This is a genomic window from Marinomonas sp. FW-1, assembly GCF_005222245.1.
Lineage (GTDB): Bacteria > Pseudomonadota > Gammaproteobacteria > Pseudomonadales > Marinomonadaceae > Marinomonas > Marinomonas alcarazii.
This window is the reverse complement of the sequence record NZ_CP025987.1, coordinates 1200885-1220210: the sequence shown is the minus strand read 5'-3', so window position 1 is coordinate 1220210 and position 19326 is coordinate 1200885. Positions and strand designations below refer to the sequence as shown.

Below are 19326 nucleotides of genomic sequence, written 5' to 3'. Positions count from 1 at the left end.
TCAGGGGTGTTTTTTTTCTGAGTCAAAACTCCAAACTTAACGCTGAGCACAGCGGCAGTTTGTTCCGTAGCCTTTCAGCACAAAAAAGCTACGGAACAAAATGTCCGACTGGCACGATTTGTTAGGCTTCAGGATCACTTTGTTGACGATCTAACCTGTTCAATTCTTTTTAATACCTGTTTAAGACCCGGCCATTCAACATCATTTTCTTTGTTACCTTTTATTTTGTAAAAATCTTCAAAATTTTTTCGCTCTTTTGAAGTCATTTTCTCGAATAGCTCTTCCATTTCTGGTGATAGTCTGAATGACCGAATTTTCATACCGCTACCTCTAACGGCATCATTAAAATCCAAGAAGTGCTCATGTGTTATTTCAAGCTTTCCTGGAGATAACTGCCAATCAAGAACCTCAAAAATAATTCCCACTTCGGGAACAATAGACTTATTATGGATGATGCAATGCCTGATCTTTCGCAGATCTCCCATTAAAGGGCAAACAAGATTTTTCGCTTCAATATTAGAAGCTGCAGCCACACGGTGACGGTATAGCTCATCCCAAAGTGAATACATTGTGCATAGTAGAGACTTCCTGATTTCATTAGAAAAACTGCCGCCCTCTTTGCACTTCTCAATGCACTCCACTGTTTTTATTCTAGCGTGCATTTTCGGATTGCTATCTAATTTTGAACCGATCCACGTTTGATGATCATCGCTAAATGATCCTAAAGCTAGTTTTTCACCATAGTCCCGTATTCCGCTCGTAGCAAAAAACATGCAAATTAAATATTCATCAAAAGTATCAATGAACTCCCCCATAATACTTTGAACTGTTTCAGTATGCTGTTTGCTCATGCTAATTCCACATAGTTTTATTTGAAGCCTAACATTTTAATAGGGCGCATGCGTGTTTAGGCAGTTTTCAAAAGCTCTTAAAATTATCGTAACGATTTGATTTTAAATAGCTTCATGAAATTACTAACAAATCGTAAAACTGGAAAAACGAGCATGCGCGTTTACACATTTATCCACAGCGCGTTATTTCTGGTGCGGATATTCTTATTCATTGATACTAAAAGACTTTCTCGTTTCCTACCAGTCCAAACAACAACTAAGCCCACTTTCGTGGGCTTTTTGTTTTTGTTACTTATGCTTGGGCATTGGCCAGTCGTCTAGGAAGGTGCGGTTGGCGTATTCCTTGATGTGGTCGACGTTGTCGTTTACCCAGTCTGGCGTTTGTAGTCGTGCTATTTGCTGTTGGTACATGCGGACGGCTTGGATTAGGTCGATGAGTTCTTTTGATGGAACGACGACGGGGTCGCTTTGTATCTGCATGGATTTGATGATGTTGTTGAGCAGTTGCCTTCCTTGGAGGGAATAACTGTCTTTTTCCGCTAGCGCTAAGTTGTCTGTGGTTGGTTTTGCTCGTGGAGCTGTTTGGAGTAGATGAAGGATAAGTACTATTTTTCATCTACTCCAAACTCATGTTATTACTTAGAAACTAACAATTGTGGTATTGGATCTGAACTTCCTTTTTCGGACATAATTTCGTCCCTTAGCTCTTGATTGAATTCGTATTTTTTAAATGATGCCTTATTTAATATGGAAGTATCAACAACACAAATTGAGTGCTCAAACTTGGAACCCTCAACTGCATTTACATAAGCAATTACTTTGATACCTAGCTTCTCAAGTGCGATAGCAATTGCATCAAAGTCATTATCAGAGTCTTGTGAACCTGAAAGCTGTTTACAAATCAATTCAATATTTTGTAAATGCTTTATGGATTCAGGATCTGTTTTCGTTTTTAAATAATCTTTCAATCGGAGTGCGAGACCAATACTTTTTGGAGTATACCAATCTTCAACCTCAAGCACTTGCTCAGCTTCAACGTTGACATTTATTTCATAAAGAGTCGGAATTTCTGGCTTATCCAGCAAATCCCCTCTCCATTCACGTCCCAAATTTTCATTTCTCTCAACTGCGTGTAAAGCTGACAATCTAGAGCCGAAATGTGTAAACGGTCTAAATTCTTCAATATCACCGTGTAGCGAGCCATGGAACCAAGTTTGATTAATTTGCATAAGTATCCAAATCCTGTTGGTGGTTTATATATGTTAAACCTTAATATAAAAGCTCAACAATTAGGCATACTAAATTTTTACTTGTTGATTCTAAAGCTAAATTCCATGTTTACCAACAACTTTAACTTAAGATATTTTGTAATGTAGCTTACTAAAGCCCACATCGGGGCTTTAGTTGCTTACCGCTTAGAAGTCTACGAAGTTGCGTTGGGCGAAGTCTTTGACGCGGGTGATGTTGTCGTTTACCCAATCGGGTGTTTGCAGTCGTGCTATTTGTTGTTGGTACATGCGGACGGCTTGGATTAGGTCGATGAGTTCTTTTGATGGAACGACGACGGGGTCGCTTTGTATCTGCATGGATTTGACGATGTTGTTGAGCAGTTGGTACTTATCTTTTTCCGCTAGTGCTAGGTTGTCTGTGGTGGCGGGAAGTTGTTTTTGCTCGTTGAGCTGTTTTTCCATTTGGTTGAAGGCGTTGATGTAGGCTTCTTTGAATTGGGCGGCTTTGGTGCCGATGAAGCCCATGGCCAAGAAGACGAAGCCGTCGCGGGTGATGCGATACATAGGGCGAGTCTTGTCTTGTTCATCTTTGTATTCAGCCAGCTCAAAATTGAGCGCGCTAAATTCACCGCTGCATTCAAGGCTTTCTATTTTGCGTAAAACGTTTCTGTGATGCTTGCCGAAGAATTTGGCGAGATCAGTTGAAGTCGTGGTGATTTGGTTATTGGTGATTTGTACAACGGGTGCATCGATGCTTGAGATAATGTCCATAGCCATGTTTGGCCTCCTGTGTATGAAGTTGACCACCTTGTGAGGTACTAATCTCAGTAAGGTGGTGGATCTGAATCAGGTTAGTACTACCGCCACAGGAACGGCCTAGCCGAAGCTAGCCCAACAAAGACCCACCATAACAGGCAAATCTCGGCCACAAAAAAACACGCTCTGCGTGTTTTAGGCCGCTGTGTAAACGGGGTACTAATCCCGGCACTGGATTTTGCCAGTGCAAGGAGAATGTTAGATCAAGATTGGGGGCGGGTCAATGTTCTCAAATCAAATACAGCCAAAATGGGGACAGATGAAACATTAAAAGCTATTTGGTGTGATTTTTAGCCAAGAAATTACATTTTTTAACTAGTAAATCAATTATAGGTTTAACATCATTATGAGATGATGGTCTGTTATCAAACTGGTTTGTTACACTTCTATGTGAGCGGTATTTACTATAGGTAACCGTCAACTGATGTTTGGCTCTCGACAACGCTACATAGATAGCGCAATTATTTTCAAATGGTTCCTGAGCATAATTCCAAAAAGCTTGATCTTCTAAACCTAAAAAATATACCGCATGATATTCGAGACCTTTACATTTATGAATGTTCATTAAATGTATAGAATTCTCGGCATTAAACAAATTTATCGCAACCTCTAGTGATTTCGCCTGGGCACACATCTTTCGCAAGTGGTCCTCAAGACTTTTCCAAATTAAATTATAATATTCAGAAGATTTATATTGTTTCCATCTCCCTTTAATTTTTTTAGATCCAAGAAAATGAATAAAGCTCTGCATATATGAAAGTAAATCATCTACAGTACTACTTTCTGTTAACAATTTTTTCTTTGATGATATGAATTTAATAAGATTGGTTGTTAACTCTTCTTCCTTATCTCCTCCAACTTCAACTTTATTTAGTGCCAAGTTTATTTTGTAAAGATCGGTCATAACTTTAGGCCTTGGGCATACTAAAGCTTTTAAAAATAATGAAAAAAGCTGCCCTAGCGGCTCCCTCAAAGCATCTTGTAAATCATTCATATCAAGGTTATTTATTCCAGCTCTAGTAAGTTCAGCTCTTAGAATATCTGTGTATTGCGAGGAATGTTGCTTTGTTAGAATACAAATATCTTCTTCACTTACACCACTAGCAATAACTTTTCTTATATTAGCTACAACAAAAGATGCTTCTTGATGTTCATCAACGAAGATATGCGCTGAACAACTTGGTGATTGGGAAGGTAATTCATTTACGGGTTGATTTGGTTCTTTAATGTATTTTAATACAATTTCCAAAACATCTTGAATTTCCTTTGAAGCCCTATGGTTTTTAGCCATGATTTTTTTGGTAGCTGAAAAGTCGATCAAAAAATCATTAAATACTGTTTTCCTTGCTCCTGCCCACAGCATAATACTCTGATAAAGATCCCCTACTGTTAATAATTTGGTAGATGTATTTTGAAAAAATAGTTGAAGAAGTTCGTATTGCTCATTTGTAGTATCTTGAAACTCGTCAACAAAGACATAACAATATGTGTATGAAAAAAGATCTCGTATATCGGTTCTAGCTCTTAAAATTTTGATCGCCATCCTCAACAAATCATTCATAAATATTTTATCTTTGCCATTTGCGTCTTGTTGACGAAATACAATATCATAGTTATTTATTGGACGATCATGTTCTGGTAAGACATTCTTGAACCTATCAACAATACTTTTGCTAAAAGCATGAAACGTAAAAGAATCGAAACGAGTTGCTTTTTGACCACAACGTTTATTAACTCTGCTTTTTATGTTTAGTTGCGCTTCGGTTTTGAATGTTAACGATAATATTCTCTTAGGCCAAACGCATTTATCTGTAAAAAACAAGTAATTTGCTTTTTGTGCTAACAACTCAGTTTTACCCGCACCCGCTCCGGCTAGAACTGCTACAGACTCATCGCATGTGATAATGTCCATTAGCTCACTTGAAGCCTGAATACCTTCCGAAGGACACCATTGAATCATCATTCTACAACCTGATCAGCAAGTTCTATAACACGCTCTACCAATCTATTTAGCTCTGGAGGTAACTTTCTCCTTATTTGATCAGCATTGTATTTACTTTCTAGCTTTGTAAACATTCTGACGTGAGAAGCGGGTTTGCTTTTATTAGATAAAAAGCGATAACGATACCATAGAAAATTGCGCACCCATTCATCTCCAAATTCAAATCGCTTACCTATATTACCTTTTTTCAACACTGCTTTGATTAATGCCTCTTCTCGTTTCTCACGATCCGTATCTTCTTCATCCACTTTACCATCTGATGGACCCCTCTCACCATATACCTCATCTTTTTCACAAAAAATATCCGGAAAAGCACATATCATTGAGTAATCAATATCTAATGGACTTGAAAAATATACGTTACAAGACTCTAACTCTTTAACTATATTTATCTCCTTTTTATCATTAAATTTTATAATGAATTTATTAGGGTCTAATTTATCTTTCCAGTCAGGTATGTACTTTACGATGTCTTTATGAATATATTGAGTACTTATGCCGTCCATTTTACTTAATTGTTCGATAACATATTTTATTCGCCCGAAACCACCACCATTTCTATCAATATCAAAATCCAATAAAGTAACAAATGGTATTTTCAAGGTATTAAGTAGTCGCCAGAAATGATTTACATGCCTTCCGCCTAAAGGAACTACCGATATTGAGTGCGCATCTACATTCTGACTATATTGCGCCAGAAGTTTAGGTAAAATGACTTGTTCACTGTCACCTTCACCGAGGATAACAAGCTTTGCAAAATAGATTTCAGGATAAGCTTTTACTGCTTCACTTATGAACTTTGCTTGTTCGTCACCGTCTTTAGGTAAAGATAACGACTGAACATGAGTGCTCTTGGACTCATTACATAAGCGAAAATGGCGTATTTGTGTTGGTTCTACTCTCCCCACTAATGCAGCCGAATGTGTAGAAACTATAGATTGGCAAAACTCACTAGAGCCATAATCTTTAATCAGCTTAATAATTCTTCCCAAGTAATGCGGTGATAAATGGTTTTCTGGCTCCTCTAGTGCAATTAAACTGAAAATAGGCAATTTCATTTTTTCAGGGTCAAAATTAGTATGTTGCTCATTTGTTACGGCTTGTCGTGTGACTTTATCTATATCGAATAGTGCTTTCGTCAAAGCAAAGTAAACGAGAGACTTTTGTCCATCACTTAGTCTACTTGTATCTACTTTATTTCCTGCTGCGTCTGGCATAAACTGTAGCTGTATCAATCTAAATATTTCATCAACTTCCCCCACTGGAAAGTTAAGACCTGCTTGACTAAGATGACGACCTTTATATATTGCTCTCCAATTCTCATTTATCGCGCCTGTAATCTGTACCAATGCCGGATTATTCATTGCTAGACGATTTAACTCTTGAGCTTGCGCTTCAAATGAACCTTGCTCACCCTCAGACCATTTAATAGCTTTAAGCAATCGACCTAGAATAGCTTTTGACGAATATTTTAGTTGAACTAGTGGATCCCTATTCGCAGGAATATAGTTTACTTGAATTGAGTTTCTTTGCGCGGATGATATTCGGTGTTTGTCATCTTCCTCCGGGAAATCTTTATCACTGTCGACAACCCATATATTTTCATCTACATCACCTAAGGGGCTATAATCAAAGCTTAAACTGGCTTCCAAACGAACTCTAAATATTATTTCACCATTATCACTTGAAATTGTTAACCCATTAATTAAAGAGGGAATGGATGTATTGTCTTTAGCGTCTGACATTGTAAACCATGCCTCAATAAATAAACTTCTTGCTGTATATTTATCAGTGTCATCTTTTAAGTAGAAGTCTGAAGTATTTATACCTCGCAAAGAATGATCAATTGAAAATAGTTTATTCAATGCTTCTAACGCAGCACTCTTTCCAGTCCCATTGTGGCCAATAAATGCCGTTACATTAGGTTCGAAGTTTATTGTTTGTGGAAGTTCTGTAGAAATACTTTTATATCCAGAAACGATCATTTTTTTCAATAACATAATTATCCTTAATTTAAAAACGTAAATCGTTTATTGGTGTCGGACGTAGTTTACGATGATATATATTGAATTAATTATAATCCGACTTAACATAACATTCAGCTAACATTTAATATGTCTGCATACGTGATTAGAAATTCACCCATAGCACGATATTTCAATACCATGAAATCTTACTAATTGATTCTAGTAGCTTTTTTCTGAAACACCAGCAAACCTCTACAAAAAAGCAACATCACCACTATGAACTCTTTTTATCCGTCAAGCTCCCATCGGCTCTTGTGGCGACGTCCATGTTGCCCATCATGCCTTGTGCAAATTCGGCTTTGAGCCTTTCTAATATTTGGTCGCTTATTTGTTGATCATAGCTTGGGTTGCCTGTCGGTGTTAGCTGGATGGTTGGTGCGAAGGTGATGCTTTTGTTGTTGTTTTGTAGCTGTTGGCTTTGCTTTGCGATGGCGTCGGGTGCGGGTTGGTCGGTTTTGTCGTCTTCAAACCATCCGCCGATTTTGCCGCCGATCCATTCTCCTAATGAGCCACCGCCCATGCCGCCTGCGATGGAGCCGACGATTCCCCCAATGGCGGTACCGATAATGGGCACGACGGAACCAATGGCGGCGCCAGCTAACCCGCCAGCCGCCGCGCCACCCAAGCCCCCTGCCATGTCGCCTGCGGTCGCGCCGATTTGGGTGCTGTTGCCTTGGGATATGGCGGAGGCAAGGCCTGCACCTTGTAGGGCGATGTCTAGCGGTCTGAACAGTTTGCCCGCGCCTTTTAGTACGCCGCCCGCCATGCCGCCCATGGGTAGCATGGCAGACAATCCGCCAGCGGCACCCGCTAGGTCTGCCCCAGTCATGGCAAGGTCACCTAAACCACCCGCATTCGCTGAGCCCGAGAACATGGACAAGGCCGCGCCGCTGCCAAGTAAGCCAGCGAGTCGGCCGTATTTGCCAAAGCGAGAACGTCCGCTGAGTCGGGAAGGTCTGGTGGGTCTAGCTCTGCTTGATAGGTTGTCTTCGTAGTCTCTTAGTCCTGCTAATCGATTACGGCCTCTACTGCTTCCCCTTGTTCTTCCCCCTCTTCCACTTCTCTCTCTTCTATAGCCACCGCCTGCGCCGAGTCCGTTTAGTTTGCGGTTGAGTCGGTCTAGGGAGCGGGATGCTCGGTTGGCGCTTTGGGTGGTTTGGTCCGTGGAGTTGGTTAGTTTGGTTTTGCCAAGGTTGAAGCGATCGCGCCCGTTGCCAAGGGTGAGTTTGGCGAGTTTAAAGGCGATGGCTCCCGCTTTTACGGCGGCGATAGCGGCGGCAACGCCCATTAAACCTGTGGCGAGTTGTGGGTTGGCTTCGGCAAAGTCGGCCACGCCATCCACCACGGACATAAGCGGCGGTAAAACGGCATCGAGCACGGGCAAAAGACGATCGCCTAACACTATGGTCATGCGGTCGAATTTGGCGCTCAGTTGACCAAGCATATGGCCACGAGTGGCAGCACGGTTGGCGTATTCGTCGTTGACGCTGTTGGCTCGGTCGGCTTGGTTGGCGACTTTGGCAAAGGCGGAAACAAGGCCGTTTTTGTCGTCGTCCAGTGTGGTGACGAGTTTGGCGACGGCGCCTTTTACTTCTTCCCCAAAGAGTTGCGAAATCACCGCGCCTCGGTCGGTGGCGTTGACGTTTTGTAGGCCGCGCATGACTTCCACAAGGGTGCCTTGGGCGTCTTGCTGCATCATTTCCGCGAGTTCTTCCGCGTTGAAGCCGATGCGCCCCATGGCGTTTTTCTGTGCGCCTGTGGCGGCGTAGCCTGCGGTGAGTCGTCCGGTGATGTTCTTTAGCGCGGTAGAGGCAACTTCGTCCGTGGCACCGCCTGCGATGAGGCTTGCTGAGAGTGCGGCGGTTTGGTTGTAGCTAAGCCCTGCGCCCATGGCGGTGGAGCCTTGGCGTACCATGACGGCGGCAATGTCCTTTGCCTTGGCGTTCATGTTGTTGCTTAGGTAGTTGGTGCTGTCTGCCAGGTCTAGGGCGTTCTTTTGGGTTAAGCCCATGGCCGCGCGCCATGTGGCGAGGGTAGAACCGGCTTCTTCTGCGGATACGTCCCACGCAACGCTCATTTTGGTGGCGGCTTCGGCAAACTGTAAAAGCTGGTCTTTTTCGATGCCCGATTGCCCTGCGGCGGTGACGATGTCGGCAATGCCTTCTTGCTGTACGCCAAGGCGGCCAGCGAGTTTCATCATTTGTGTGCGGTATTGGGCTTCTTCTTTTTTGTCGGAAAAGTCGACAACCTTTTTGACGTCGGCAAAGGTGCTTTCGTATTCGACGGCCCGTTTGCCCGCCATGATGAGTGGCGCTGTTTTAACGGCTAGGCCGACGGCTTGCCCGACGAGTTCGCCTTTTTGGGCGTTACGATCGGCAATGCGCCCTTTTAGGGTTTGGATCTTTTTAAGTTTGGCTTGCTGACGGTCTAGGGCTTGGCTGGCTTGGTCGGTTTGGCGCGCGAGTTTGAGTTCTTGGGCGCCAAGTGAGTTCACCTTTAAGCCTGCGGCGCTCATGTCGCGACGCAATCCGCCTAGTTCTTTGGCTTGTTTGCCGTAGGCGGTGCTGAGCTTGCTACTGGCTTGTTCTGCGTTTTTGAGGGCGGCTTTTTCTTTTTTGTGGGCTTGCTCGGCGGCTTTTTTGGCTTTGGTGAGTTGCTTTACTTTTTGGCTGGCGTCGACCACTTGGCGAGACTGTGCGCCGTAGGCTTGGGCGGCGTCTAGTACGGCTTTTTCGGCTTTGGCCAGTTCGGTGGCGTGTTGCTTGACGATGGCTTTGGCGCTTTGCTCGCTTTGTTTTAGGCGGTTTGTCTCTTGGGTGGCCTTTGCCATGGCGTTGCGCGTTTCGTCTAAGCGGGTGCTTAGGGTTTTGAATCGGGCAATGGTTTTTTGTTGGTCACCTAACGTTTTTAAGTTGGCGTTGGTGCTTTCGATTTTCTGTTCGAGTTTGCCAGCGGTCTGCATGGCGTTGTGGAACGGTTTGCTGAATTTGTCGACCGCTGACAGGGCGATGGATATTTTTTTGTCGGCCATGGCTTACCCCTTTTTAATACCCAGTTTGGCGGCGGCTAGGTGGTAGCGGCGCATGGCTTCGTCGATGCGCCAGTTTAGGATTTCAGACGGTGGAACGTGGTAAACCAGCGGGATAATGTCGGTTAGGACTTCTACGTCTTTGGGCGAAAGTAGTCCGCCGGTTGTTCCAAAAAATCGATAAGTCGCTCTTGTAGCTGGTTCCAATCTGGCAGGCTGAGGCGCGCTAGTTCGGCTTTGGTAAAACCTGAACAGCTTGAGCTAATGAAAATGGTGCGTTCCCATTCGTCTTCGTGGGTGTCCATTAAGTCGGTGGTGGCAACGGTGGGCGGACGGAGTTTGTAGCTGGCTTTTTGTTGGCCATCGTCCCCTTGAATAGGGATAAGCAGCGCGGGGGCGGCTTTGTCGAATTCGCCTTCCATGAGTGTGCTGGCGGTGGTGTTCATCAGCTCTAGCACGTGGTTTTGAATGCTGGTGTAGTCGGGCGTGACTAGGGTTTTTAGTTCTTTTTCTGTGAGGCCCGTGCTTTCGCTAATACAAGCGCGAAGTAGCTTGGTGTCGGTCTTGTTGGTTTTGTGTTTTTCGGAGAGGTCACGGTGCTGCCCCATGGTAATTGTATTGATAGTGACGGTTTGGATTGGCTCGCTTTTGTCGCTTTGGATAGGCCAGACGAGTGTGTGCTTTTTGGGTTGAAACATAATTATTCTCTTCTCAAATTCGTAAAAAAAGCCCGCTCGTTTGAAGGAGCAGGCAAAGGGGCTTCAAGCTTTTTGACGGCTAGGCGTTACGGCAAGCCAACGTTGCGGCGGTGTTCGGCTAGGATGTCGCCATTGCCGAGGTTGAGGATTTGCGCGTTGCGGTCGATCTCGTAAATGGTTTTACCGGACTCGGTTTTCTTGTAGGCGCTGACGGCCATTTCCATTTCGTTGTCGGGTAGCTCGCCCATTTTGCTGGCGGATTCGGTGACGCTGGTGATCTCGCCTGTGACGCTGTATTTGATAGCGAATTTGTTGCCGTCTTCGTCTTGGTGGGATTCGTTGACGTTGATTTGGCACATCTCGCCATTTGCCAACCCAAACGCAGAGAGCAAGGTTTGGCTCGCGCCTTTGATTTTGAATTTGGCAGTGAGCTTTTCTAGCCCCACCATGACTTCACCGGGGATGAAGGAACCGCCGCGGGTGTCTTGCATGGTTTTCTTCACTTCGGGTGGTGTGAACTCGTCGAGCTCTTTGATAAGTGGCTCACCGTTGATGATGGCCATGCGGGTAATGCGGGTACGTTGTCCGGCCATTATAGGACTCCTTCAAGAAACGATTCGACGATGCCAACGTCTTCAATCAGGTGATACACCATGTGTTCGTTTGGTGCGTAACCGTGGTATTTGATGGCAATGTGCCATTCGCCGTTGGTGTAGTTTTCGACGTTGTTGAGCGTGGGGTGCAGGTAGACTTGCGCGCCCATGATGGTTTCGTCGGCCTGAAGAGATTTGAGCCAGAAGTTGAGCTTTTCAATCTCTTGGTTCATGAAAGATTCGCTTAGGTTGCGCGCCATGGCTCGCTGGGCGGTTTTCGCCAGTTTGCGAATGATGGCGTATTCCAAACCCACTTGTGAGACGAATCGCCCCATGACGCAACGGTTACCAATCAGGGAAAAGCCGCCCATGGAGGTACGCGCAAAGTACGAGATACCAAAGCGATTCATCAAATCGCCATTGGTGGCTTTGTCCATGATGTTGTAGTCGATGGTTCGCGCTGTGCCTTGGATCAAGGCGCCCATGCCGCCCTTCGCTGGGCTTTCCCATGGTTTGACTCGGGCAAAGCAAGACAAGGCAATGGCTGCGCCTGAGAAGTACACGTTGCCTTTGGCGGCTTGGCTGTAAACCGATACGAACGGATCGACCACATAGAATGCGTCGTAGCCTGTGCCTTCGCCACCTAATGACTTTGAGTATTCGATGGCGGCGTTGTCGTTGGTGTTTGGACCATCGCCAACGGGGATCGCGTAGAGGCGTTTACCCATGGCCGCGAGTGCATCGGCTACGGGTTTGGTATTGAAGCCCGGCGCGGCAATGTGGGTTGGCACTTCTTGGCAATCGCTTAAGGCTTGGATGCCGGTTCGTTGGCCTGTGGCGGGATCGATTTTACCTATTACCTTGTTGATGGTGTCGGCTGTATCTGTCCCCTCTTCCACGATGACGACGTACACCGGCACGGAAACAATGCGGAGCAGCTCGTAACAAGTACGGTAAAGCGTGCCGCGTTCTGTGCCTGCCATGTCTAGCTTGGCAACCGCGGCCATGTTGGCAATGCGGATGGGGGTGTTTTTGACGTAGCTTTCGTGGGCGTCTGGCGCGGTGCCAACCACACCGACGACTACACTCCCCAACGGCCCCATTGGTGGCGGCGCGGAGTGAGTTTCGACACTGATTCCGTTATGTACAAAGGATGCAATTTCTGGCATTACGCCTCTCCTTTTTGTTTAGCGGTCGTTGTCGCAAGGGCGACTTTACCGCTTAGGATTAAGTATTCTGCTTCGCAAGGAAGCAGATTGACCGTGGCGCCTTTTTCATGCCAATGCTTTTTGTTCGGGCATTGGTAAGGCGAGAGAACGTTGTAGGTTTGCCGAGGATTAGGCGGCTGTTTCGTGGTCATGGGCTTTCTCCAGACATAAAAAAACCGCTTTCGCGGCTGGGGTTCTTGGTGGGGTCTTTAATTAGGAATAATGGCTATTCGGTTGGTAAGGGATAGCGCTCTTTGATCTCGGCGACTTTATCACGCCACTTTTGTTCTGCTTCGTCTGTTTTGTCGTATTGCCATTCCATGTAGAGCGGGTCGGATTCCTGCTTGTACGCGGCTTCGCGTTGAGCTATTGCTAATGCCTGACGTTCTTCGAAAGTTGGCTCAGGTTTGGGGGGGTCTTCCAGTAAAGCACCCTCGGGGAGTTCTTCGCCTAGCTCTGTGATCGTGTGTTTAGAGCCATCGGCGAGAAAGTATTCAGTGCCGGTGTTGTCGACCACGTAATGCCAAGCACCATCTTTGAAATAACGCTGATGGCCTGCTTTTTCTGGGATTAACTTAACCTTTGTAGCAAATGAGGGAATCATCCATTTACCGCTTACTGGATCTTTTTTTGCAGTGATTTGCTTGGTGAAAACAGGGTATTTAGCCCCTAGTTTGAATGCGTTTAACATTATAATAAGGACTCCTAAAGTCTAGTTTTTCCGTAGTAAGCGATGGAACGGGGGCGATTCTGATCCGCTGTCGGAACAACACGTGAAGCATCGAAGCTGATATTATAATACTGGGTAGGACCACCATTAGAGTTTTGACCCGAAGCCCCGTTTCTGTAGAATGCACCACCACCAGAACCAGCCTTGGCCCCTGTAAACGTACCCGTTATAGTTCGAATCGCATCTTGTTGAAAGCCACCAAACCCACGCCCAGCATCAACACCTCGGCCATCATCATACATACGTATAAATTCCCCCCCAACAATAGGCAGCGTTACAGTCGTCGAGCCGTCCAACTCTTCAACAAAGCCGTAATATCCACTATAGGTAATTGGGTCAGCATCTTTTATTGCTTGAGAAATGTAGTTTGATGACGCTTTTACAATGGCGCATGCAATTGGATGATCAACACTACTGATGGCTGTGCCATCCAGTGCGTATTCACCAGGTCGCAATATGTCGATAGTATCTGTATAAAGCTTCGCTATATCCAAAACACTATTACCCGTCTTTGCGTTAATTTGATCTGCTATATAAAATGCCCCATTTATGTATCTAACGGTCAATAAGGCCGTTTTAAATATCTGTGAATCAGCCACAATTCCCTCAAGATTTAATGCGGCAACATTATCTATTTTAATAGTGACAGTGGATGTATTTGTTTCTGCAACAACAAACGTGAACTCGTCATAGTCTTGAAGCTCATTAAGTGCACTTCCTCCCTTTTTCGTCTTCAAAACGATATTATTGGCATCACCCGAAACAGAAAATGAGCGCCCAGCTACAACAAGACTTTCTGCATAATTTTTCGCTGCTATCAGCTTCTTAGCTACTTCACTATCCGTGTAGTTTTTTGCACTACTCAACGCATTATTCGATTTAGTTGATGCATCGGCTTTGGCTGCATTTAATGCTTCAGTTGACTTACTATCCGTATAACTTTTCGCACTAGATAAAGCATTATTTGATTTCGTTGTTGCATCAGCTTTGGCTGAATTAAGCGTTTCTGTTGCTTTGCTATCCGTGTAGCTTTTAGCACTACTCAATGCACTATTTGATTTGGACGTTGCATCGGCTTTGGCTGCATTTAATGCTTCAGTTGACTTGTTATCCGTATAGCTCTTCGCACTAGATAAAGCGTTATTTGATTTCGTCGCCGCATCGGCTTTGGCTGCATTTAATGCTTCAGTTGACTTGCTATCCGTATAGCTTTTCGCACTAGATAAAGCACTATTTGATTTAGTTGATGCATCCGATTTGGCAGCATTAAGTGTTTCAGTTGCTTTGCTGTTCGTGTAGCTTTTTGCACTATTCAATGCGTTATTTGCTTTAGCTGTGGCACCTTCATCCGTTTCGTATTGCGGGTGAGGGTCTTTGTCTTCGGAGTGCTCTTTCTTTAGATTTTCTAGGTCAGTAGGCGTAGCAAACTGTACAGAAGGATCAATTTTGATTTGAATTGAATCCGCGTTACCAGGAATAAACTTAAGTCGAATAGTATAGCTTTTTCCCTGCCCTTCACTTAATAGAGGTTTGTAATCCCCTGCTTGGCGCGCAAAAGCATATAAATAACCATCTCCAGTTTTTATTCCTGCCTCTTTAATAAAGAAGCCGCCATCACTGGCTGGAATTTCTGCCCGTGCAATCCAAACGTTAGGGTCTTTTTCATCTTTTTCTATGGTTAATCCATATTCGCGAACTTGATGTATCAAGTCGGTTCTTTCGGCAGGCGAAGCGGAATCGGCTAACACACCATCCCCAATGACCAAAACAGCTAAATCAACGTAGCTGTTATTAAATTTTGCATCACGCTCAAGGCCAAAGCCTGTTTGCGTCACATAGGTTCTATAGTCACTCATTTCTTGCTGGCTCCGATGTGGAAATGATTCGTAGATGTTGGGCTATGCCCGTATGGGTTAATGCATTTGTCTCACTACCTGCAGGAACAAATGGCGTTGACGTCATTGTGATACCAATCTCGGCGGCGACCGCAATACGAGGCGTTGAAATGGATTCACGTGCAAGATCCATAACATAGGAATCTCGCTCTGACTTCATTTCCGTAAGAAGTTGATCTATGCGAGCGTTGATTTCTGGGGTCAATACACGATCGGCAGCATAAACCCAGATTTGAAAGTAATACGGTTCTAACTCATTGGGCTTTTTAAACCATGGCGTAACATCAGCCCCAAAACCCATTTGCCCAAGTGCTTTAATAAACCCTGCTCGCGTACCGCTTAGCTGCCTGTTTCGCCATGCCTGTTGTGTACGATCTCTCTTGACTTGTTCGGTGTCTGTCGAGTCCCACACGGGTACTTGTCGATCAATACCAAGCGTCGTAATCACCCCTTTGGGCGTTTTCTGTGCGTTCAGCAATTCAGGGTATGGATGATCAATCGAGTACAGAGCCTCACTTAGAGCAAGCTCTAATGCGCGCTCTAGTGGGCTGCGGTTATCGGGTAAAACACTATACGTTTTCAGTGTTAACGGTAATTTGGACTGACTCAAGGTAAGGTGCCTCGTTGAATTGGCAACGCAATGGCTCTGTGGGTTGCAGTATGTCGGCTCGATGCGCGCCGCTTGATTTCATGAGCACGCTGTACAACATTGACAGCTCGATACTGCCGCCCAGTCTGTGTTGTTGCTCTGCATACTCTCGCACAGCCTTTTCAGCGGCGGCTTCTACCACATAGGCATCGGGGCCAGTGCGGATATACAGCACGGCGTCGCACGACCAAGGCTTAATCGTTGGGGCTTTTACAGTGAGTAAATCCGTCTCTTGAGCGATGTCGTCCCGCTGCATGTATTGTTGAGTTGCTACAATCAATTCTTCCGCTGGTACGCCATTATTTGCATGAGCCAAGATGAAGCAATCCACTTCCCCAGGTGCAACGCGCCTTGCTTGAGCGTCTTTGGTTTGTCCTGCCATCTCGTGTTCTGCAAATTCGTATGTCACGACAACTTTTTTCTCAGACGGGCTTTCGACAGTGACTTTGGGACGACCGCCCAAGGTCATGGCGTTAAATCTATAACCGGATCGTGTGCCGGTTGTCGCTAAGGCATAGGCGGCTAAGTAATAGCGGGTGAGCAATGCTTCGTTGCTTTCGACGGTCGGTGGCACTGGGGGAAAGGCGTTCGGGTCGCCTTCATCCAATATTTGACGCTCTACACCCAGTTGGCTGGCGATAAGATCGACCATTTTGTCGTCAGTCGCGTACATGCCAAACATCTGTAACGCTTGAGCGTTCATCTGCCTAAATTGGCTTTGCAATATGACGGTGAAAGCCTGAGTAAATTTGGTTAACAACTCAGCTTCGTTTTCAAAGGTTTCTGCTACGCCTGCCACGTCGTCCGGTGCGTTTTCTGACAAGTACGCCAGCACGCTTTGTTTAACCGTTTTGAATAGATCATCAAAATTTGGGGTGGTGATGATCTCCGGTTTAGGCAGTGGATTTTGATGGGGAAACATCTAACGGCACCTCAAATTTAATAGTCTGTCCATTCCACTGACCTTCGAAATATAAGGCCAATCCATTGGTTAATCGCTTGGCGACACAACGAGACGGCACAAAGTCCGTTAGGCCGTTGATTGGTTCGTAAAAGGCTGCAATAGCAGCGGCTTGCAGGCGAATAAGCATGCTGTCAGTCATATTCGACCCCATGTATTGGCGAACCTCGCTGCCAAAATTGGGGCGTTTCGCTCGCCCTACTTTGGGTGTGGTCATGACTTGGGTAATACGGCTCACGAGTTGGTCAAAGCCTTCTATTCTTCGGCCTGTTTTGCGATCGATGCCTATCATTTAGGTCACCTGCTATTGTTGTTAAGTGACTTTATAGGTACCTGCAGAAGAGCCACCTTTAACCGGCACCTCTGCATTTTGGGTGATGTGGTTAACAATGCCTTCAGCAAACGCTAACCACCATTTATGCCCCGCGGCTTTGTTTGCCAATGGATCAAATCCATTGGCTTGCATGGCTGCTTCTATGTCTTTGGCGAGTTGTTCGGAGTTGAGTGCCATGTTGAATACCTCTTTTCCAATACTTATTTGCCAGCAGTGACGGTGGATGAACAGTCAGCATGAGGTAACCCTGTGATCATGCATTTGTGAGCACCAGTTACTACGCCCATGCCTTTATTGAGCTTGATCATGCTGCCGTCTACGGTGACTTCACCACCTGCTTTAACCTTGGCTGTTTTATCGACATTGACGACCACGTCGCCTTTCACCTCGACTTTGAGAAGATGATTTTTAACATGATATGAAACGAGTGAACCGTCTGCATAACAGCGAACAATCTCGTTAGGGTCGTTACTCGGTGCGGGGAAGTTATCACTAAATAACCCGATCAGTGCGACGGTTTGGGTGCCGTTATTGCCTGCGCCGTAATTAAGTAATACCGCCTGCTCGCCCACGGATGGACAGCGATAATCCGAGGTATCGCCAGCGGCGTAGGCAAACCAACGAATAAAAGGCGTTTTAAGTCCCCCATGCTGAACTTTGATCAAGTTGCCCGATTCGTGAACGGCAATGACACGACCAAGGCGAATAATGCTTTGCATGCGTCGTCTTAGGTCTTCGGTTTCTTCGCTTAGCTCTTCGATTCTATCGAGGTAAGGCTGCAACATATCCCGAACCATGGCTTCAATCAGTTGGCGCATTAGAGACTCCGGTATTCGTCTTGGTTGTTTTCATCGGTTGGGTTGGTCGCAATGCGAATGCCGCTTTTAACGGCTTCAGGTTGCCAAGTGGATGCACCGAGATAGAGCTTTTGCTCCCAATTCACCACCCACGAATCAAAGCCGCCACAGGTGTCTTTACGAAAGTTGCCAGGGTACGCCTCGATGTTAAATGGCTTCTCTAACACGGAACCTTTTAGCCAAATACCTTTTTCATAAACAAACTGCGACACAGCCACGGCAAACTCTTGTAGCTCCATTTGTAGGTTTTTTACTTCTCGACCTAGCACACAGTGAATGGCAAATTGCGCCACGACGGGATAACGACCATCACCCACATCGGGCGCTTTGGGCAGTTCTTCAATATTTAGCAGGCAAGCCGGAGCGAGAGACTCAAGGTTCTCGCTTGGGTCGTAGCTGTCTATGGTGACTTTAGGAAAACGACCTTTCAGGGCGTCGATGATGGCTTGGTGTACATTGCTTAAGTTGATATTGGTGTTTGCCACTCATTGCCCCTCGACGTTCATCGCAAAGTTGATTTCTTGCTTTAGGATTTGGCGAAAGCGCGCCTCGGCTCGCACGTGATAACGCTCTATGATGGGTTGAGCGATGTCATTAATAAGGAAACGCTCTTCTTCGATCGGCAGTTCTGTCCATTGCCCATCGGCTCGCTTTGAACGCTTACCGCCCTTCTTGTGCTTGCGTTTAAATACGCCGCTGTGGCCGTTTTTCATGGTGGCGATAAAGGCGCCAACAAAGTGATGCTTGCCGACTCTTACGCCAACGTCCGTTTGCTTAGGTTTGCCCAAGGCCGCTACGGATATGGGCGCTAAGCCAAACCACACATTAACCGTGCGTTGGCCGTTTTTGATGTAAAAGGTTTTGTAATATCGCGCCGCTAACACTCGTTGAGGAACCGACAAAGCGACGCCTAGTTCTCGTTTGGTTTGGGTTTCTAACCAGCGCGCCACTTTTTTAAGCGTTCGTGTCACGGCTTTTTGCAGTTGACGAATAGACAGCTCTAATTGTTCTTCTAGCTCGGCAACGCCTTCCCCTAAATCTATTTGTAGGTTCATACATTACCGCCAGTTGTGGTCTTTGTTTTGAGTCACTTTCAAGGGAAGTACGATTTCAAACTCGGCTTGTTGAAAGGGCAAAATCAGATAGGATACGCCGTCAATTTCGAGGCGATCCCCCTCTTCGCAGGGGCAATGGTGGGGTGATACGCAAAAGGTCGCGGTGATCACATCGATATGCAGTTGCCCTGCGGTTTTTGATTTCGACGTGGTGTTCACGTCGCGTTCTATGAATGAGAACGTCCCTGTTATGGTGCCTGTAGTACCGGTTTGCGATATCCATATCGCGTCTTGCCCAAACGCCTTATCAATGTCGCTTTTGAGTGCGTCTAAGACAGCACGATGACTGAGATTCATAAGCGCCCCATAAGTCAAAAATAAGGAGTTGGTAAA

General features: G+C 45.6%; 21 protein-coding genes. All 21 read right to left on the bottom strand.

Annotation, left to right across the window (positions count from 1 at the left end; translation table 11 throughout):
- Window positions 1-134 precede the first annotated feature (134 nt).
- The 21 genes from C1X04_RS05775 to C1X04_RS05670 all read right to left on the bottom strand — a co-directional run bounded on the left by C1X04_RS05775 (window position 135) and on the right by C1X04_RS05670 (window position 19290).
- On the bottom strand, window positions 135-851 hold the full coding sequence (locus C1X04_RS05775) for a hypothetical protein (protein WP_137169408.1): 717 nt from the start codon (window positions 849-851) through the stop codon (window positions 135-137).
- A gap of 288 nt (window positions 852-1139) precedes the next feature.
- Window positions 1140-1331, bottom strand: a complete 192-nt coding sequence (locus tag C1X04_RS05770) for a hypothetical protein (protein WP_254682339.1) — start codon at window positions 1329-1331, stop codon at window positions 1140-1142.
- Window positions 1332-1486: 155 nt separating this feature from the next.
- Window positions 1487-2080, bottom strand: coding sequence for a hypothetical protein (locus tag C1X04_RS05765; protein WP_137169407.1), 594 nt, complete (start codon window positions 2078-2080; stop codon window positions 1487-1489).
- 186 nt (window positions 2081-2266) lie between these two features.
- Window positions 2267-2857, bottom strand: coding sequence for a Rha family transcriptional regulator (locus C1X04_RS05760; protein WP_137169406.1), 591 nt, complete (start codon window positions 2855-2857; stop codon window positions 2267-2269).
- Window positions 2858-3170: 313 nt separating this feature from the next.
- Window positions 3171-4859: a UvrD-helicase domain-containing protein gene (locus C1X04_RS05755; protein WP_217494996.1), complete on the bottom strand. Its 1689-nt coding sequence runs from the start codon at window positions 4857-4859 to the stop codon at window positions 3171-3173.
- A complete protein-coding gene (locus C1X04_RS05750; RefSeq protein WP_137169405.1) occupies window positions 4856-6898 on the bottom strand; it encodes an ATP-dependent endonuclease in 2043 nt (680 codons plus the stop codon). Before C1X04_RS05750 ends, C1X04_RS05755 begins: the two co-directional genes overlap by 4 nt.
- A 241-nt stretch (window positions 6899-7139) precedes the next feature.
- Window positions 7140-9956 carry a phage tail tape measure protein gene (locus C1X04_RS05745; RefSeq protein ID WP_137169404.1) on the bottom strand — a complete coding sequence of 939 codons (2817 nt, stop codon included), beginning with the start codon at window positions 9954-9956 and terminating at the stop codon, window positions 7140-7142.
- A 131-nt stretch (window positions 9957-10087) separates the two neighbouring features.
- A complete protein-coding gene (locus C1X04_RS05735) occupies window positions 10088-10651 on the bottom strand; it encodes a phage tail assembly protein (protein WP_137169402.1) in 564 nt (187 codons plus the stop codon).
- A gap of 86 nt (window positions 10652-10737) precedes the next feature.
- Window positions 10738-11244 (bottom strand): phage major tail tube protein, encoded by a 507-nt coding sequence (locus C1X04_RS05730; RefSeq protein WP_137169401.1) that lies wholly within the window; start codon window positions 11242-11244, stop codon window positions 10738-10740.
- Window positions 11244-12143 carry a phage tail protein gene (locus tag C1X04_RS05725; RefSeq protein WP_254682338.1) on the bottom strand — a complete coding sequence of 300 codons (900 nt, stop codon included), beginning with the start codon at window positions 12141-12143 and terminating at the stop codon, window positions 11244-11246. The genes C1X04_RS05730 and C1X04_RS05725 overlap by 1 nt, the downstream gene beginning before the upstream one ends.
- Before the next feature lie 269 nt (window positions 12144-12412).
- A complete protein-coding gene (locus C1X04_RS05720) occupies window positions 12413-12604 on the bottom strand; it encodes a hypothetical protein (protein WP_137169399.1) in 192 nt (63 codons plus the stop codon).
- A 74-nt stretch (window positions 12605-12678) separates the two neighbouring features.
- On the bottom strand, window positions 12679-13143 hold the full coding sequence (locus tag C1X04_RS18560; protein ID WP_217494995.1) for a hypothetical protein: 465 nt from the start codon (window positions 13141-13143) through the stop codon (window positions 12679-12681).
- A 14-nt stretch (window positions 13144-13157) separates the two neighbouring features.
- Complete coding sequence (locus C1X04_RS05710) at window positions 13158-15038, bottom strand: phage tail protein (protein ID WP_137169398.1); 1881 nt, start codon at window positions 15036-15038, stop codon at window positions 13158-13160.
- Window positions 15031-15687, bottom strand: a complete 657-nt coding sequence (locus tag C1X04_RS05705; protein WP_175404904.1) for a phage tail protein I — start codon at window positions 15685-15687, stop codon at window positions 15031-15033. Before C1X04_RS05705 ends, C1X04_RS05710 begins: the two co-directional genes overlap by 8 nt.
- The gene (locus C1X04_RS05700; protein WP_137169396.1) at window positions 15647-16648 is read right to left on the bottom strand and encodes a baseplate J/gp47 family protein; all 1002 of its coding nucleotides are present in this window, start codon (window positions 16646-16648) and stop codon (window positions 15647-15649) included. The genes C1X04_RS05705 and C1X04_RS05700 overlap by 41 nt, the downstream gene beginning before the upstream one ends.
- A complete protein-coding gene (locus C1X04_RS05695; protein ID WP_137169395.1) occupies window positions 16620-16979 on the bottom strand; it encodes a phage baseplate protein in 360 nt (119 codons plus the stop codon). The genes C1X04_RS05700 and C1X04_RS05695 overlap by 29 nt, the downstream gene beginning before the upstream one ends.
- Window positions 16980-17000: 21 nt before the next feature.
- The gene (locus C1X04_RS05690; protein ID WP_137169394.1) at window positions 17001-17198 is read right to left on the bottom strand and encodes a hypothetical protein; all 198 of its coding nucleotides are present in this window, start codon (window positions 17196-17198) and stop codon (window positions 17001-17003) included.
- A 23-nt stretch (window positions 17199-17221) separates the two neighbouring features.
- Complete coding sequence (locus C1X04_RS05685) at window positions 17222-17839, bottom strand: phage baseplate assembly protein V (RefSeq protein WP_137169393.1); 618 nt, start codon at window positions 17837-17839, stop codon at window positions 17222-17224.
- A complete protein-coding gene (locus C1X04_RS05680; RefSeq protein ID WP_137169392.1) occupies window positions 17839-18363 on the bottom strand; it encodes a hypothetical protein in 525 nt (174 codons plus the stop codon). Before C1X04_RS05680 ends, C1X04_RS05685 begins: the two co-directional genes overlap by 1 nt.
- On the bottom strand, window positions 18364-18933 hold the full coding sequence (locus C1X04_RS05675) for a phage tail protein (RefSeq protein WP_137169391.1): 570 nt from the start codon (window positions 18931-18933) through the stop codon (window positions 18364-18366).
- A 3-nt stretch (window positions 18934-18936) separates the two neighbouring features.
- Entirely contained in the window at window positions 18937-19290 is a 354-nt protein-coding gene (locus tag C1X04_RS05670) for a hypothetical protein (RefSeq protein WP_137169390.1), read from the bottom strand.
- Between the last annotated feature and the right edge of the window lie 36 nt (window positions 19291-19326).

Excerpts from the sequence above, each read along its gene's own strand:
- C1X04_RS05775 (WP_137169408.1), bottom strand. The coding sequence starts at position 851 with ATGAGCAAACAGCATACTGAAACAGTTCAAAGTATTATGGGGGAGTTC.
- C1X04_RS05770 (WP_254682339.1), bottom strand. The coding sequence starts at position 1,331 with ATGCAGATACAAAGCGACCCCGTCGTCGTTCCATCAAAAGAACTCATC.
- C1X04_RS05765 (WP_137169407.1), bottom strand. The coding sequence starts at position 2,080 with ATGCAAATTAATCAAACTTGGTTCCATGGCTCGCTACACGGTGATATT.
- C1X04_RS05760 (WP_137169406.1), bottom strand. The coding sequence starts at position 2,857 with ATGGCTATGGACATTATCTCAAGCATCGATGCACCCGTTGTACAAATC.
- C1X04_RS05755 (WP_217494996.1), bottom strand. The coding sequence starts at position 4,859 with ATGATGATTCAATGGTGTCCTTCGGAAGGTATTCAGGCTTCAAGTGAG.
- C1X04_RS05750 (WP_137169405.1), bottom strand. The coding sequence starts at position 6,898 with ATGTTATTGAAAAAAATGATCGTTTCTGGATATAAAAGTATTTCTACA.
- C1X04_RS05745 (WP_137169404.1), bottom strand. The coding sequence starts at position 9,956 with ATGGCCGACAAAAAAATATCCATCGCCCTGTCAGCGGTCGACAAATTC.
- C1X04_RS05735 (WP_137169402.1), bottom strand. The coding sequence starts at position 10,651 with ATGTTTCAACCCAAAAAGCACACACTCGTCTGGCCTATCCAAAGCGAC.
- C1X04_RS05730 (WP_137169401.1), bottom strand. The coding sequence starts at position 11,244 with ATGGCCGGACAACGTACCCGCATTACCCGCATGGCCATCATCAACGGT.
- C1X04_RS05720 (WP_137169399.1), bottom strand. The coding sequence starts at position 12,604 with ATGACCACGAAACAGCCGCCTAATCCTCGGCAAACCTACAACGTTCTC.
- C1X04_RS18560 (WP_217494995.1), bottom strand. The coding sequence starts at position 13,143 with ATGTTAAACGCATTCAAACTAGGGGCTAAATACCCTGTTTTCACCAAG.
- C1X04_RS05710 (WP_137169398.1), bottom strand. The coding sequence starts at position 15,038 with ATGAGTGACTATAGAACCTATGTGACGCAAACAGGCTTTGGCCTTGAG.
- C1X04_RS05700 (WP_137169396.1), bottom strand. The coding sequence starts at position 16,648 with ATGTTTCCCCATCAAAATCCACTGCCTAAACCGGAGATCATCACCACC.
- C1X04_RS05695 (WP_137169395.1), bottom strand. The coding sequence starts at position 16,979 with ATGATAGGCATCGATCGCAAAACAGGCCGAAGAATAGAAGGCTTTGAC.
- C1X04_RS05690 (WP_137169394.1), bottom strand. The coding sequence starts at position 17,198 with ATGGCACTCAACTCCGAACAACTCGCCAAAGACATAGAAGCAGCCATG.
- C1X04_RS05685 (WP_137169393.1), bottom strand. The coding sequence starts at position 17,839 with ATGCGCCAACTGATTGAAGCCATGGTTCGGGATATGTTGCAGCCTTAC.
- C1X04_RS05675 (WP_137169391.1), bottom strand. The coding sequence starts at position 18,933 with ATGAACCTACAAATAGATTTAGGGGAAGGCGTTGCCGAGCTAGAAGAA.
- C1X04_RS05670 (WP_137169390.1), bottom strand. The coding sequence starts at position 19,290 with ATGAATCTCAGTCATCGTGCTGTCTTAGACGCACTCAAAAGCGACATT.